The organism is Conexibacter stalactiti, assembly GCF_033542075.1.
Taxonomy (GTDB): domain Bacteria; phylum Actinomycetota; class Thermoleophilia; order Solirubrobacterales; family Solirubrobacteraceae; genus Conexibacter; species Conexibacter stalactiti.
Genome location: NZ_JAWSTH010000143.1, coordinates 1 through 13,412 on the forward strand (window position 1 = coordinate 1; position 13,412 = coordinate 13,412).

Consider the following 13,412-nt stretch of genomic DNA (forward strand, 5'->3'; position numbering starts at 1 on the left):
CGGCGTTGGCGACGGCCGCCGCGCCGAACGCTGGCGCGCCGACCGCCGCCGCGCGTGGCGAGCGGGGCCCCGTCTCCTCCGCGGCGCCCAAGCCGCACGGCCCGACCGCGCGCGAGGCGTGGACGGCGCGGATCGTCGAGCCGGTCGCCGCCCGCAGCGCGCCGCGCGCCGACGCCGCCGCGATGCGCCAGATCGGCACTGTCGCGCCGTTCTGGGGCGGCCCCAACGTGCTGCTGGTGCTCGGCAGCCGCACGGTCGGCGGCGAACGCTGGCTCGACGTGCTGCTGAAGGGCATGCCGGCAGGCTCGCACGGCTGGATTCCCGCGCGAGCCGCACTGCTCGCGCGCACCGATCGCCGCATCGTCGTCGACCTGTCGGAGCGGACGCTCGTCTTCCAGCGCGCCGGCCGCACGCGGCTGAGCACGAGCGTCGTCGTCGGCGCCCCCGTCTCGCCGACCCCCGTCGGCCAGTTCGCCGTCGACGCGGTCGCCGAGGAGCCGCCCGGCAGCGTGCTGGGACCGCGCGTGCTCGCGCTCGTCGCCTACTCGCGCACGCTGGCGCACTACCAGGGCGGGATTCCGCAGGCCGCGGTCCACGCCTCCGACCAGCTCGGCGACCCGCTCGGCACCGCCGCCTCGCACGGCTGCGTGCGCGCGCCGCAGACGGTCGTCAACCGGCTGCTGTCGCTCGCCCCGCGCGGCACGCCGGTCCTGATCCGGCGCTGAGCCGCGCCGCGCCCCCGCCCGCCGCGCCCACGCCCGCCGCGCCCACGCCCGCCGCGCCCCGCCCGCCAGAGCCGGGGGATATCCCCCGGCGGCGACCGGGCCGCCGGCCCCCGCATGAACGCCACGGCACCCCAGCGACATGGCGTCCTGCCGTTGAGAGCGTGCCGGGCATGACCTCCACCCGCTCGCGCCCCGCCCCGGCGCGCCCCTCAGAGAGCCGCTTCGAGCGGCTCGCCCACTGGTCGATCCGACACCGCCGTCGCGCGATCGCGCTGTGGCTCGTGACGCTGCTGGCGGTGCTCGGCAGCTCGTTCGCGATCGGCGCCGACTGGAACAACGACTTCGCGCTGCCCGGGACGGAGTCGCAGGCGGCGCTCGACACCCTGAAGCGCTCGTCGCCGGCACAGGCCGGCGACACCGTGCAGATCGTGATGCGCGATCCAGGCGGCGTCGGCGATCCGCGGACACGCGAACGGGTCGAGTCGATGGTCGCCGAGGTCAGCAGGCTGCCGCACGTCGCCGGCGTGCAGGACCCGTTCACGAGCGGCGCCGTCTCCAGAGACGGCACGATCGCCTACGCGACGGTCGCGCTCGACGACACCAGCAACGCCGTCCCGAGAGCCGCGATCGAGCGGCTGATCGACACCGCCGAGGCGGCGCGGGGGGACGGTCTGCAGGTCGAGCTGGGCGGCGACGCCGTCCGCTACGTCGATGCGGGCGGCGGCGGGGCCGAGTCGATCGGAACGCTCGCGGCGCTCGTGATCCTCGTCTTCCTGTTCGGCTCGCTGTTGGCGGCGAGCATCCCGATCGTGACCGCGCTGATCGCGGTCGGCGGCACGACGGCGCTGATCGTGATCGGCTCGCACCTGTTCGACGTCGCCGACTTCACGCCGGCGCTGATGTCGCTCGTCGGGCTCGGCGTCGGGATCGACTACGCGCTGCTGATCTTCTCGCGCTACCGCTCGGAGCTGCTCGCCGACCGCGACCGCGACGACGCGCTGCGGATCGCGCTCGACACCGCCGGCCGCTCGGTCGTCTTCGCGGGCGCGACGGTGATCATCGGCCTGCTCGGCCTGATCGCGCTCGGCATCGGCATCCTGCAGGGGGTCGCGCTCGGCGTCTCGGTGACCGTGCTCGTGACGATGGTCGCGTCGCTGACGCTGCTGCCTGCGCTGCTGACGGTCTTCGGCAAGCGGATCGAGCGCAGCGTGCGCAAGCGGGCGCTGAAGGCTCGTCGCCGCCAGCGCGTCGAGGGCGAGCGCTGGCGCCGCTGGGCGGCGTTCGTGCAGGCGCGCCCGGTCGCCGTGCTGGCGGTCGCCGGGACGCTGATGGTCGCGCTCGCGCTGCCCGCGACCGACATGCGGCTCGGCTTCGCCGACGCCGGCAACGACAGCGCCTCCAGCGGTCCGCGCAAGGCGTACGACCTGCTCGCGGACGGCTTCGGTGCCGGCTTCAACGGCCCGCTGCTGATCGTCGCCGACGGCGGTGGCGCGGCCGCTGCCGAGTCGCTCCGCACCACGCTCGCCGACACCCCCGGCGTCGCCGCCGTCGCACCGCCGCAGGACGGGGGGAGCGGGGAGGTCACGACGGTCGTCGCCTTCCCCGACGCCAAGCCGCAGGACGAGGCGACGCAGCAGCTCGTGACGCGGCTGCGCGACGACGTGCTGCCGCCGCTGGCGGCGAGAACGGGCGCGACCTATCTCGTCGGCGGCTCGACGGCGGCGGCCGACGACTACGCCCACGCCGTGCAGGAGCGGCTGCCGCTGTTCGTCGCGATCGTCGTCGGGCTCTCCGCGCTGCTGCTGATGGTCGTCTTCCGCTCGCTGCTGATCCCGCTGAAGGCGGCGGTGCTGAACCTGCTCAGCATCGGCGCCGCGCTCGGCGTCGTCACGCTCGTCTTCCAGCACGGGCTGTTCGGGATCGAGCCGAGCCCGGTCGACTCGACGATCCCGATCCTGATCTTCGCGATCGTCTTCGGTCTCTCGATGGACTACGAGGTCTTCCTCGTCGGGCGGATGCACGAGGAGTGGGAGCGGACCGGTGATGCCCGCCACGCGGTGCGCGAAGGGCTCGCCGCGACCGGCCGCGTGATCACCGCGGCGGGGGCGATCATGGTCGTCGTCTTCGGCGCCTTCATGACCAGCCCGGACCGCATGATGAAGCAGTTCGGGCTCGGGCTGGCCGTCGCGATCCTGCTTGACGCGGTCGTGATCCGCTGCCTGATCGTCCCTGCCGTGATGCGGCTGATGGATCGGTGGGCGTGGTGGATGCCGCGGTGGCTGAGCGTACGGCTGCCGCGCGTGGCGCTGGAGCGCAGGGTCGCTGCCGCGGATTGATCCTCAGACCGCGACGGCCCGGCTCGCCCCCGAGTCCAACCCGCGGGTCTCATCAGCGCACGCCCGCTGCTGCGGGCGTGCGCTGCGTCTCAGACCGCGACGGCCGCGCGCCCGGTGCGCACGCGCGCCGCGAGCGTCGCGACGATCGCCGCGAGCACGACGACGAGCGTGCCGAAGATGCGGAAGGTGTCGTCGATGCTGATGTGGGTGACGACGACGCCGGCCACGATCGCGGGCACGGCCAATGAGGCGTAGGCGACGACGTAGAAGGCGGACATCACCTCGGCGCGGTGCTGTGGTGGGATGACGACGGTCAGCGAGCGCAGCGCGCCGAGGAAGGCGACGCCCCAGCCGGCGCCCGTGATCGCGCTCGCGCCGACGAAGAACGCGGCCGAGTGGGTCGAGAGCGAGAGCACGATCAGCGCCATCCCGAAGCCGAGCACGGCGGCGCCGATCGAGGCCAGCCGATGCGGGTCGGCCTCGTGCCAGATCAGCTGCGTGAAGACGCCGGGGATCGTCAGCGCGAGGATCGCGATCCCGCCGGCCATGTGGTTGTCGGTGTGCAGCATCTCGGCCGCGAGGCGCGGGCCGAGCGAGAGGTAGATCCCGCCGATCGACCACGACGCGAGCACGGCGAGCGCCGACAGCGTGAACGGCCCGCGCACCGACGGCGGGATGCGCGGGATCTGGATCCGCAGCGAAAGGCGGCGGCGGTCGCGGACGGGCTCGGGCAGCAGCAGCGTCGCGACGAGCGCCAACGCGAACAGCACGCCGAGGAGGACGAACGGCGTGACCTTCGGTGCCGGTCCGTACTGGACGAGTGCCGCCGCGACGAACGAGCCGAGCCCCATCCCGGCACCGCTGACCGTGCCGTTGACCAGCCCGACGCGTCGCGCGTCGCCGCGGGGATGCAGGTCGATCAGCGCGGCGCCGGCGGCGCCGAGCGCGACGCCGGTCGAGATGCCCTGCAGCGCCCGCGCCACGAACAGCCAGGTGACCGACTCGGCGAGCGCGAACAGGACCGTCGAGAGGACGAGTCCGCTCAGCGCCGTCACGAGCACCGGCCGGCGGCCGACGTCGTCGGAGATCGAGCCGGCGACGAGCAGCGCCCCCAGCACGCCGATGCAGTAGACGGCGTAGACGAGCGTCAGCGTGATCGTCGAGAACTGCCACTGCTCCTGGTAGACCCCGTACAGCGGCGATGGCGTGGCCGAGGCGGCGAGCGCCAGGCCGATCACCGCCGCGACGACCGCGAAGGCGGCCGTCCCGGTCAGCCGGCGCGGGGCTGCGCCTGCTGCGGATGTTGGGGTTGAGCGCTGCACCGGGTACTCCTTCGAAAGTTCCAAAATCTTCGAACTAGTGTTGTACCATAGTACGAGCAATGTCGAACCATGTTCGAGAGATTCCTCATCCGCCGGCCGATCGTCTTGAGCTTGCCGCGATCCTGCGGACCTGCGGCGAGCCCGTGCGGCTCGCGATGATCCGAACGCTCGCAGAAGCCGGGACGGAGCTGAAGTCGGGCGCGGTGACCGGCGCCGTCGGCCTGCCGACCTCGACCTGCTCCTATCACCTCAAGCTGTTGCGCGAGGCCGGTGTGACGCGGACGCGGGCTGCCGGCACCGAGCGCTACATCTCGCTCCGCCGCGACGACCTCGAAGCCCGCTTCCCGGGCCTGGTCGACGTGCTGCTGCGCGGCTGAGCCCCTGGCGCCAGACCCTCGGGTCGCGCGGCGGCACGTCAGCTCCGCCGCGAGCCCCGGGCGAGTCTGTCCCGCGGCTACGCGACCGCTACGTCGGTCCGCAGGAAGTCACCTCCCTTGAACAGCAGCGGCCGGTCGAGCGTGCGCGCCAGCGCGTAGCTGAAGCAGTCACCCAGGTTCAGTCGCGCCGGCGAGTTGCCTTTGCCGAACTTCCGCCACGCCTCCCGGGCGGCCTGCGCTTGGCGGAGATCGACGGCCACGCAGAAGAGGTCACTTTCGACGACGAGATGGTCGAGCTGCTGGAGCCCCGGCTCACCGATACGCCCGAACAGCACCATCGCGGACTCAACGAACGAGACCGTCGAGAGCAGCGGATCTTTGGCCCGTTCGATTGACCGCACGAAGATGTCGGCGTCGGGCTCTTTGAGCACGATCGCGACGAGGGCCGAGCTGTCGACGACCATCAGCTCGGCAGCCCGTCTTCGCCGTAGCCGAGGATCTCGTCCGGGCTGCGGTCGTCAAGCACCGGGAGCTTGGCGACCTCGCGCTGGATGCGCTCGATCGCCTGCCGGCGGAGCTCGGGCGTCGGAGGCGTGCCGCGAACGGTGCGCAGCCGCTCGCGCAGCGCCTTCTCGACGACGGTTTCGATCGGCTCGCCGGTCGTGGCCGCGATCTCCTGCGCGACGGCGACGGCTATGAGGTTGGTGATGTGGAGTTCCATCGCATCCGCAACGGTAGGTCCCGTGGCGGAGGAAGTCCACACATCACAAGTGGTAATTGAGGCTGTGATCGGCATGCTCGGCAGCCTGCCGATCGAATTGTTACGTCTCTACGCGAGTTTGCAAATTAACTCACGCACCCGCGACCTCGCCACCGACGGCGGCTAGGGTGGAGGCATGCCCACCGCCGTCGCTCCCGACTTCGCCGCGCAGACGCTCGACCGGCTCCGCGCGCTCACCGGCGATCCCGCCGCCCAGTTCCGCGACGGTCAGCTCGAAGCGATCCACGACGTCGTCGCCGATCGCGCGCGCGTGCTGTGCGTGCAGCGCACCGGCTGGGGCAAGTCGGCCGTCTACTTCGTCGCGACCGCGCTGCTGCGCGCGCAGGGCGCGGGGCCGACGCTGATCGTCTCGCCGCTGCTGGCGCTGATGCGCAATCAGATCGCCGGGGCGCAGCGGCTCGGTCTGCGTGCCCAGACGATCAACTCGACCAACCGCGACGCGTGGGACGACATCCGCGACGGACTCGCGCGTGACGAGATCGACCTCCTGCTGATCTCGCCAGAGCGGCTCAACAACCCGCGCTTCCGCGACGAGATGCTGCCGCTGTTCGCCGCCTCGGTGGGATTGCTCGTGATCGACGAGGCGCACTGCATCTCCGACTGGGGGCACGACTTCCGGCCCGACTACCGGCGCGTCAAGGACATGCTCGCGGCACTGCCGGAGGGCGTCTCCGTGCTCGGCACGACCGCGACGGCGAACGACCGCGTCGTCGCCGACGTGCTCGAACAGCTCGGAGCGGGAACCGGCGCGGGCGTCGCGGCCGGCCCAGCGACCGGCGCGGGTGCCGCGGGCAGCGCGGACGCCGCCGAGCCGCTGCGCTCCTACCGCGGACCGCTCGGGCGCAGCTCGCTGCGGCTGGAAGCGCTCGAGCTGCCGCGTCCGGCGGAGCGGCTCGCTTGGCTGGTCGAGCGACTGCCGGAGCTGCCCGGCTCCGGAATCGTCTACACGCTGACGAAGCGCGACGCGGAGCAGGTCGCGTCGTTCCTGACCGCGAACGGGATCTCAGCGCTCGCCTACAGCGGCGAGCAGGAGACCGAGCAGCGGATCGCCGCGGAGGAGAAGCTGCTGCGCAATGAGCTGAAGGCGCTCGTCGCGACCAGCGCGCTCGGCATGGGCTACGACAAGGCCGACCTCGAGTTCGTCGTGCACTACCAGGCACCTGGCTCGGTCGTCTCGTACTACCAGCAGGTCGGTCGTGCGGGGCGCGGCGTCGAGAGCGCCGAGGTGGTGCTGCTGCGCGGCAGCGAGGACAGGCGCATCCAGGACTTCTTCATCGAGCAGGCATTTCCGGCGCAGGAGAAGGTCACGGCAGTGCTCGCGGAGCTGTCGCAGGCGGCCGCGGAGGGGCAGGGGCGGACGAGCCGCGAGCTGATGGCCGTCGTCAACCTCGGGGCCGGGCGGATCGAGGCGATGTTGAAGATCCTCGACGTCGAGGGCGCGGTGAGGCGCGACGGCACGCGCTGGCATGCGGTCCCGGGAAGCGACTGGGAGTACGACGGGGAGCGCTACGCGCAGATCACCGCGTTGCGCCGCGCTGAGCAGGAGGCGATGGCGTCGTTCGGCACCGACGGCCGCTGCCTGATGCGCGCGCTCCAGGAGGAGCTGGACGACCCGGCGCCGGCCGACTGCGGTCGCTGCTCGGTCTGCGCCGGCCCGCGCTACGGGACGCCGCCGGCGCCGCGGCTGGTCGAACAGGCGCAGCGCCACCTGCGCTCGCGGCCGATCGTGCTGGAGCAGCGCAAGATGGCGCCAGACCCGGGCGGGACGATGCGCAAGATCCCGCCGGGCGCGCTCGTCGAACCGGGCTGGGCGCTGGCGCGGTTCGGCGACGGCGGTTGGTGGCCGGCGATCGAGCGCGGGCTCACCGCCGGGCGGCTCGACGACGAGGTCGCGGTCGCGCTCGCCGACGCGCTGCGCAGCGGCACCGGGGCCGGCGCGCGGGCGGACTGGGTCACGAGCGTGCCGTCAGTGCGCTACGGCGGCGTGGTCGAGCAGCTCGCCGAGGCGGTCGCGCGACAGCTCGGCGTGCCGCACGTGCGTCTGCTTCAGCGGCGTGAGGAGCGTCCGCCGCAGCGGGAGATGGCGAACGCCGCACAGCAGGCGGCGAACGTCCGCGGCGCCTTCACCGTGGTCGTGCCGCCGCCGCCCGGGACCGGGGTGCTGGTCGACGACCGCCGGCTGTCCGGCTTCACGCTCGCGATGACCGGCGGCCAGCTGCGCAAGGCCGGGGCCGACGCGATCGTGCCGCTGGCGCTTGCGACGCTCGTCTGAGGCGACGCTGGCGAACTCGCACAGCGGCACGCGATCGGCGGCCGGGGCGACGCGCCCCGGCCTGTTTTCAGCGCGAGCCGAAGTCGGTCGTGTACGTCGCGCCGGAGCGGGCGACCGCGGCCGAGGCGTTGACGGGGATGCCGCGCGCGATGCCGATGCCGATCGCGCGGAAGCGGCCGTTGAGGATGTTGGCGCGGTGGCCGGGACTGCGCATCCAGCTGCGGACGATCGTGATCGGCTCCGCCAGGCTGCCGCTGCCCCAGGCCAGGTTCTCGCCGACGGCCCAGCCGCCGCGCGGCGCGTAGCGAGCCCGCTTGATGCGCTCGACGAAGGTGACGTTGCCCGGAGCCGTGTGGTCGAAGAAGCGGCGAGCGACCATGTCGGACGAGTGACCCCGGGCGGCGCGAGCCAGCGCGTCGTTGGCATGCAGCGGACGCAGCCCGTGAGCGGCGCGCTCGCGGTTGAGCAGGCAGAGCGTCGCGTCGTGCGCGGCGGTCGCGTTCTCGGCGGGGGTCGTGTGGACGTTCGCGCAGCTCGACGCGGCGTTCGCGCCGGCAGCAGCGCAGAGGAGGGCGACGACCGCGGCCAACACGGCGGCCGCGACAGGGATGCGGATCCCGGTGAAGCGTTGCAACGCAACTCCTTGGCATTCGAGCGCCCGCACCTGGCTCGAATGCCTCGTTCGTTCGGCAACCCGGCTGGCTCCTTGGTCTGACCTGGAGTCCCGTGGCTTTGCGTCCCGCTCTCACGAGCGGTTTGCCTTTTCGAGTGGCGAGCTGCGGTTTCGACACCGACGATACCCGCCGTGTCTAGCGCTGACGCGCCTGTCCGCGTTTCTGGACCGCGCTCAGAGGTCGCTGGGCGCCGCTCACACGCGACGCGCGATGCCCGGATAGACGACCACGAGGCCGTCTTCGTCGAGCTCCAGCTCGGCGCTGAAACCGGACGGCTGGCTGAAGCGGACGACGCCCGTCCGCACGTGCTCGTAGCGCTGCTCGTCGACGTGGATCGCGAGGTCGGGTACCGACACCCAGGCCATCGTGAAGTTCCGCTCACCGGGCTCGCGATCGAGCAGGTGACGGCGCACGGGCATCAGGTTCGTCAGCGGGCAGAGGCCGAGGTCGCAGTCCAACGTGGCCGCGTCGAGCGGCGCATCCTCCGGCAGGCCGGGCGCGGCGAGCGCGACCGCCCCCTCCGCCTCGGCCGAGCAGCGCCAACCGCCGTCCTCGCCGCGCAGCAGGTCGACCGAACGGCGCCAGCCCTCGCCGGCCGCCGCGACCCGCAGATGCCGCGTCACGAAGCCCGGGCCGGTCGCGTCGAGCGCGTAGTCGAGCCGATACGGCACCTGGAAGTCGCCGAGCTGCGTGCCGGTCGCGCGCAGGCCGTCCGCGCCGATCTCGACCCGCGCCGACTCGGCCGTCCACTCCTCGAGTCCGCGCCACAACACCATCCGCCGCACCATCGGACGATCATCCCAGGGCCGGGGCGGGCGGGCGGCAGCGAGCGGGCGCCGGCAGCGAGCGGGCGGCAGCGGACGGGCGCGGGCAGCGAGTGGCGCGGCGCGGCGCGCTCAGCGCGAACCGAAGTCCGTCGTGTACGTCGCGCCGCTGCGCGCGGCGGCGGAGGAGGCGGTGGCGACGGGGACGCCGCGGGCTATCCCGATCCCGATCGCGCGGAAGCGGCGGTCGAGCACGTTCGCGCGATGCTCGGGACTGTGCATCCAGCCGCGCACGACGACGATCGGCAGCGCCGGGTCGCCCATCCCCCAGGCGAGGTTCTCGCCGAGCTTCGCGGCCGTTCCAGGGCTGTAGCGCGCGCGGCGGATCCGGTCGGCGAACGTGATCTCGCCGGGCGAGGTGTGGGAGAAGAATCGCCGCCGCACCATGTCGCCCGAATGGCCGCGAGCGGCGCGAACGAGCGCGGGGTCGCTGCGCAGCGAGGGCAGGCCGCGCGCGGTCCGTTCGCGGTTGAGCAGACAGAGGACGGCCGCCGTTGCGCGCTCGGGATCGTCGATCGGGGAGAGCCGCGCGTCCGCGCATTCGCGCTGGGCGGCGGACGCCGCAGCGACGGCCGCGCCGACGGGCCCGGCGGGCGCCGTCGCCCCGGCGGGTGCCGTCGCCCCGGCGGGTGCCGTCGCCCCGGTAGGCACCGTCGCCCCCGCAGGCGCCGGCAGCAGCAGGAACGCAGCCAGCAGCAGCGCTGGCGCACACCGCGGGAGAGGACGGATCGATGGCACGCGGCGCAGTCTCGGCCGTGCGCGGGCAGAGGGGAAACCGGGAGATCCCGCGATCGGCCCGGACGGACGCGCCGCGACCCCGGGCGCGTGCGTCGACACGACCACGGCACGACCCTAGCCAGCGCCAGCGGGCCTGATGTGACCGTTCTGTGGCCGCACGCGGGCGACGGTGGCGCGACGCGCCGGGACGCGATGGTGCGACGGCTCGGCAGGGCGCTGCGGCGGAAGGCCGCGCGACGATGCGCCGGCTCAGCAGGCGATGCGGGCGATGCGGCGGGCCTTCGGCGCCGTCGTCGCGCCGTCGGCGACGAGCTTGTAGGCGAGCCTCGTCGTCACGGTGCGCCCGTCGGGCGCGCGCAGGCTCAGCTCCAGCCGCACCGCCACGCTGCGGCGCGGGGTCGCGCGCAGCTGGCGCAGCACGGCCGCCGGGATCGTCAGCTTCGTCGCCTGCCGTCTGCCGGCGGCCAGCGCCACCTTGCGCTGCGTCGCGATCGTGCGGGCGCGGCGGCCGTTGACCCCCGGGCCCGACAGCTGCACCAGCTTCGCGCTGCCGCGCAGCGCGACGGCGTTGCGGTTGAGCAGCGTCAGCGTCACGCCGCGCGCGCGGCGGGCGACCCGCAACGTGCGGCCCTTGACGACCGGCTGCGGCGCGACCAGCGCGCCCGGTCTCACGACCGGCGGATCGACCACAGGCGGATTGACGACCGGCGGATCGACCACAGGCGGATTGACGACCGGCGGATCGACGACCGGCGGATCCTCTCTTCTTCTGTTCGGATCCGGGTCCGGCTCCTCTCTTCTTCTGTCCGGATCGTCCGCGGGCGCGACGACGATCGTGCTGCCGGCCGTCGTTCTGGCGCCGAACTGGTCGGTCGCCGTGACGCTCACGCTGTAGGTCCCGGCGACGGCGTAGGTGTGCGAGACCGCCGTGCCGGCGACCGGCGCGCTGCTGTCGCCGAAGTTCCAGGTCAGCTGAGGCGTCGGGGCGAAGGTCGAAACGGCTGTGGCGGAGAACGCGGCGGCGACGCCGACCGTCCCCGTCGCCGGCACCACTGGCCCGGTGAGCCGCGGGGCGGTCACCTGGAAGCCGGCGGCGGTGATCGCGCCGCTGCCGTCGAGATCGGAGGAACGCCATGCCGCGAGCTGGTCCCCGTTCGCCGAGCGGGCGAGCGTGGGTGCCGACAATGCGACGCCGACCGGAGCGGTCGCGAGCGTGTGGGGAGTCAGCCAGCCGCTCGCGTCGCGGCCGGCGGTGAGGACCGCGTGCTGGTCGGCGTCGAAGTCGTTGATCGCCCACGCCGCGCGTGAGCCGTTCAGCCGCACGCCCGTCACGACCTCTGCCGGCGCCGGCGTGAAGAGGCTCTGCGGGTCTGCCTGCCAGCTGCCGTCCTCCCAGCGCCGCGTCACCAGATCGCCGCTCGAGGCCTCGTTCCAGACGACGGTCGAGGGGCCGCCGTCCTCGTCCTGGCCGACCGCGCCGATCGGCACGCAGGCCGAGACGACGTCGTCGCTGAGGTCGGCGACCGTCCACGTGCCGTTGCGCAGGATCGCGCCCATCAATCTCGTCGCACCGACCGTGAACCACGCCGCGACGGCATTGCCGTCGCCGTCGCCGGCCAGCTCCACGGCGGTCAGCGCGTCGTCGGAGACGAAGCCGTCGATGTCCTCGTCGCCGCTCCAGTCGCCGGCGACGAGCCGGCTCTCCTGCACGCGCCAGCGTTCGTCGACGAGCTTCGCCGCCGTCCACGCGACCGCGCCGCTGCCGTCGTCGGCGATCCGCACGCGCGGCGGCGCCTCGTCGCGCACGGTGAAGTCGGCGGGCTCGGAGACCGTCTCGGCGGCCGACCAGCCGCTGGCGCTGCCGTGCGCCGCGCGCACCGACACGGTGCCGGAATCGGGATCGACCTCGAGCCACGCGACGATCGCCGTGCCGGCCTCGTTCGCGCGCAGCTCCAGCTGCGTCGCCGGCTGACCGACGAGCGGGAAGTCGTGCGGTGTCTCCCACGTGCCCGCGTCGTAGGCGGCGACGCGGGTCTCATACGAGTCGACGCCGTTGCCCTCGCTCCACGCCAGCAGCGCGTCGCCGTCGGCGGCGACGTCGAGCGACGGCCGCTCCACGACGGGTGCCTCGGCGAGCGTCTGCGACGCGCTCCAGGCGCCGCCGGCCGGGCGGGTGGCGGTCAGCAGTCTCTGCTCGCCGAGCTCCCCGCTGGTCCACGCCGCGATCGCGTCGCCGTCTCCGTCGAGGCCGATGACCGGGCCGTTGCCGTCGGTCGGCACCGACGCCACGGGAGCCGGATCGACCCAGTCGGCGGCCGGCGCGGCCGGCGCGAGCAGCGTGAGCACGCCGCTCGCCAGGACGAGCGCGAGCGCGCCGCGACGACGCGGGCCGTCGGCGTGCGAGCGGCGGTGGGGGAGCAGTGCGCGGCGCATCGTCAGAGACACAGAGTAGGCAACGTGCGCGCCGATGCGCCAGCACGTGGTCAGCATGGGGAACGCGGGAGTACGCGAAATCCCTCGTCGCGCAGACGGCTTGCGCCTCGGTGTCAGCGGCCGTCGTCGCGCGTGCCGGCTCGTATCGTGTGCGGCGTGACCGCGCTGCGCGTGCTGATCGCCGACGACGAGGTGCTGCTCAGCGCCGGCCTCGCGCGGCTGCTGAACGACGCGGGAATGGAGGTCGTCGCGCAGGTCGCGAGCGCCGACCGGATCGTGCCTGAAGTCGCCGCGCTCGCTCCCGATGTGGCGATCTGCGACGTGCAGATGCCGCCCGGCGGCACCGACGACGGCCTGCGTGCGGCGATCACGGTGCGGCGCGACCATCCCGGCACCGCCGTGCTGGTGCTCTCGAACTTCCTCGAAGAGCGCTACCCGCTCGACCTGATCGGCGACGACGCCTCCGGTGTCGGCTACCTGCTGAAGGCCCGCATCGGCGACGTCGACTCCTTCCTCGACGCCGTCCGCCGCGTCGCCGCCGGCGGCTCCGCGCTCGACCCGGAGGTGGTCGCGCGGATGGTCGGCCGGCGCCGGCCCGACGATCCGCTGCAGCGGCTGACGCCGCGCGAGCGCGACGTGCTCGCGCTGATGGCCGAGGGGCTCTCCAACCAGGGCATCGCCGCCGCGCTCGACGTCACGCCGGCCGCTGTCGAGAAGCACGTCACCGGGCTGTTCCACAAGCTCGGGCTGGGCGCCGAGCCCCATCAGCACCGCCGCGTGACGGCGGTGCTCACGCTGCTGCGAGCGTCATGAGGGCGGCGCGCCGCCGGGCTGGGCGGGCGCGTCGGGCGCGCGGGGCGGAGCGGGCGCGGCGGGCGGCAGCGGCAGTGTCGCGCGCAGGCGCGTCCCGCCCTGCACGCCGCGTTCGAC

Annotated in this window: 13 protein-coding genes and 1 riboswitch; of the genes, 6 read left to right on the plus strand and 7 right to left on the minus strand. The window is 73.6% G+C overall.

The features are described from left to right. Both R7226_RS29075 and R7226_RS29080 read left to right on the plus strand, forming a co-directional pair. The coding region (locus R7226_RS29075; RefSeq protein WP_318600974.1) for a L,D-transpeptidase at nt 1–725 on the plus strand (725 nt) is incomplete at its 5' end. A 170-nt stretch (nt 726–895) separates the two neighbouring features. After that, the gene (locus R7226_RS29080; RefSeq protein WP_318600975.1) at nt 896–3,061 is read left to right on the plus strand and encodes an MMPL family transporter; all 2,166 of its coding nucleotides are present in this window, start codon (nt 896–898) and stop codon (nt 3,059–3,061) included. A gap of 89 nt (nt 3,062–3,150) precedes the next feature. Here the strand turns inward: R7226_RS29080 and R7226_RS29085 are convergent, their stop codons facing one another. Beyond that, nucleotides 3,151–4,383 carry an MFS transporter gene (locus R7226_RS29085; RefSeq protein ID WP_318600976.1) on the minus strand — a complete coding sequence of 411 codons (1,233 nt, stop codon included), beginning with the start codon at nt 4,381–4,383 and terminating at the stop codon, nt 3,151–3,153. Nucleotides 4,384–4,538: 155 nt separating this feature from the next. Between R7226_RS29085 and R7226_RS29090 the strand changes: the two genes are divergently transcribed. Continuing rightward, nucleotides 4,539–4,760 carry an ArsR/SmtB family transcription factor gene (locus tag R7226_RS29090; protein WP_404827924.1) on the plus strand — a complete coding sequence of 74 codons (222 nt, stop codon included), beginning with the start codon at nt 4,539–4,541 and terminating at the stop codon, nt 4,758–4,760. A gap of 77 nt (nt 4,761–4,837) precedes the next feature. Here the strand turns inward: R7226_RS29090 and R7226_RS29095 are convergent, their stop codons facing one another. Together R7226_RS29095 and R7226_RS29100 are read right to left on the minus strand one after the other, a co-directional pair. After that, a complete protein-coding gene (locus tag R7226_RS29095; protein ID WP_318600978.1) occupies nt 4,838–5,224 on the minus strand; it encodes a type II toxin-antitoxin system VapC family toxin in 387 nt (128 codons plus the stop codon). After that, the gene (locus R7226_RS29100; protein ID WP_318600979.1) at nt 5,224–5,481 is read right to left on the minus strand and encodes a type II toxin-antitoxin system VapB family antitoxin; all 258 of its coding nucleotides are present in this window, start codon (nt 5,479–5,481) and stop codon (nt 5,224–5,226) included. Before R7226_RS29100 ends, R7226_RS29095 begins: the two co-directional genes overlap by 1 nt. 22 nt (nt 5,482–5,503) lie before the next feature. Here R7226_RS29100 and R7226_RS29105 point away from each other — a divergent pair, with 22 nt between their 5' ends. After that, nucleotides 5,504–5,647 (plus strand): hypothetical protein, encoded by a 144-nt coding sequence (locus R7226_RS29105; RefSeq protein WP_318600980.1) that lies wholly within the window; start codon nt 5,504–5,506, stop codon nt 5,645–5,647. Nucleotides 5,648–5,656: 9 nt separating this feature from the next. Further along, nucleotides 5,657–7,813 carry a RecQ family ATP-dependent DNA helicase gene (locus R7226_RS29110; protein ID WP_318600981.1) on the plus strand — a complete coding sequence of 719 codons (2,157 nt, stop codon included), beginning with the start codon at nt 5,657–5,659 and terminating at the stop codon, nt 7,811–7,813. A 67-nt stretch (nt 7,814–7,880) separates the two neighbouring features. Here the strand turns inward: R7226_RS29110 and R7226_RS29115 are convergent, their stop codons facing one another. The 4 genes from R7226_RS29115 to R7226_RS29130 form a co-directional block, all read right to left on the minus strand. Next, nucleotides 7,881–8,447 (minus strand): CAP domain-containing protein, encoded by a 567-nt coding sequence (locus R7226_RS29115; RefSeq protein WP_318600982.1) that lies wholly within the window; start codon nt 8,445–8,447, stop codon nt 7,881–7,883. Nucleotides 8,448–8,498: 51 nt separating this feature from the next. Next, nucleotides 8,499–8,584: riboswitch (cyclic di-GMP riboswitch) on the minus strand. Nucleotides 8,585–8,681: 97 nt separating this feature from the next. Continuing rightward, complete coding sequence (locus tag R7226_RS29120) at nt 8,682–9,263, minus strand: putative glycolipid-binding domain-containing protein (RefSeq protein WP_318600983.1); 582 nt, start codon at nt 9,261–9,263, stop codon at nt 8,682–8,684. Nucleotides 9,264–9,383: 120 nt separating this feature from the next. Further along, on the minus strand, nt 9,384–10,049 hold the full coding sequence (locus tag R7226_RS29125; protein WP_318600984.1) for a CAP domain-containing protein: 666 nt from the start codon (nt 10,047–10,049) through the stop codon (nt 9,384–9,386). 249 nt (nt 10,050–10,298) lie between these two features. Then, the gene (locus R7226_RS29130) at nt 10,299–12,482 is read right to left on the minus strand and encodes a PKD domain-containing protein (protein WP_318600985.1); all 2,184 of its coding nucleotides are present in this window, start codon (nt 12,480–12,482) and stop codon (nt 10,299–10,301) included. 165 nt (nt 12,483–12,647) lie between these two features. On the opposite strand from R7226_RS29130, the gene R7226_RS29135 reads away from it, so the two are divergent. Beyond that, nucleotides 12,648–13,295 (plus strand): response regulator transcription factor, encoded by a 648-nt coding sequence (locus R7226_RS29135; RefSeq protein WP_404827925.1) that lies wholly within the window; start codon nt 12,648–12,650, stop codon nt 13,293–13,295. Nucleotides 13,296–13,412 lie beyond the last annotated feature (117 nt).

Coding starts and splice junctions, on each gene's coding strand:
- R7226_RS29080 (WP_318600975.1), top strand. CDS start 896: ATGACCTCCACCCGCTCGCGCCCCGCCCCGGCGCGCCCCTCAGAGAGC.
- R7226_RS29090 (WP_404827924.1), top strand. CDS start 4,539: ATGATCCGAACGCTCGCAGAAGCCGGGACGGAGCTGAAGTCGGGCGCG.
- R7226_RS29095 (WP_318600978.1), bottom strand. CDS start 5,224: ATGGTCGTCGACAGCTCGGCCCTCGTCGCGATCGTGCTCAAAGAGCCC.
- R7226_RS29100 (WP_318600979.1), bottom strand. CDS start 5,481: ATGGAACTCCACATCACCAACCTCATAGCCGTCGCCGTCGCGCAGGAG.
- R7226_RS29110 (WP_318600981.1), top strand. CDS start 5,657: ATGCCCACCGCCGTCGCTCCCGACTTCGCCGCGCAGACGCTCGACCGG.
- R7226_RS29120 (WP_318600983.1), bottom strand. CDS start 9,263: ATGGTGTTGTGGCGCGGACTCGAGGAGTGGACGGCCGAGTCGGCGCGG.
- R7226_RS29130 (WP_318600985.1), bottom strand. CDS start 12,482: ATGCGCCGCGCACTGCTCCCCCACCGCCGCTCGCACGCCGACGGCCCG.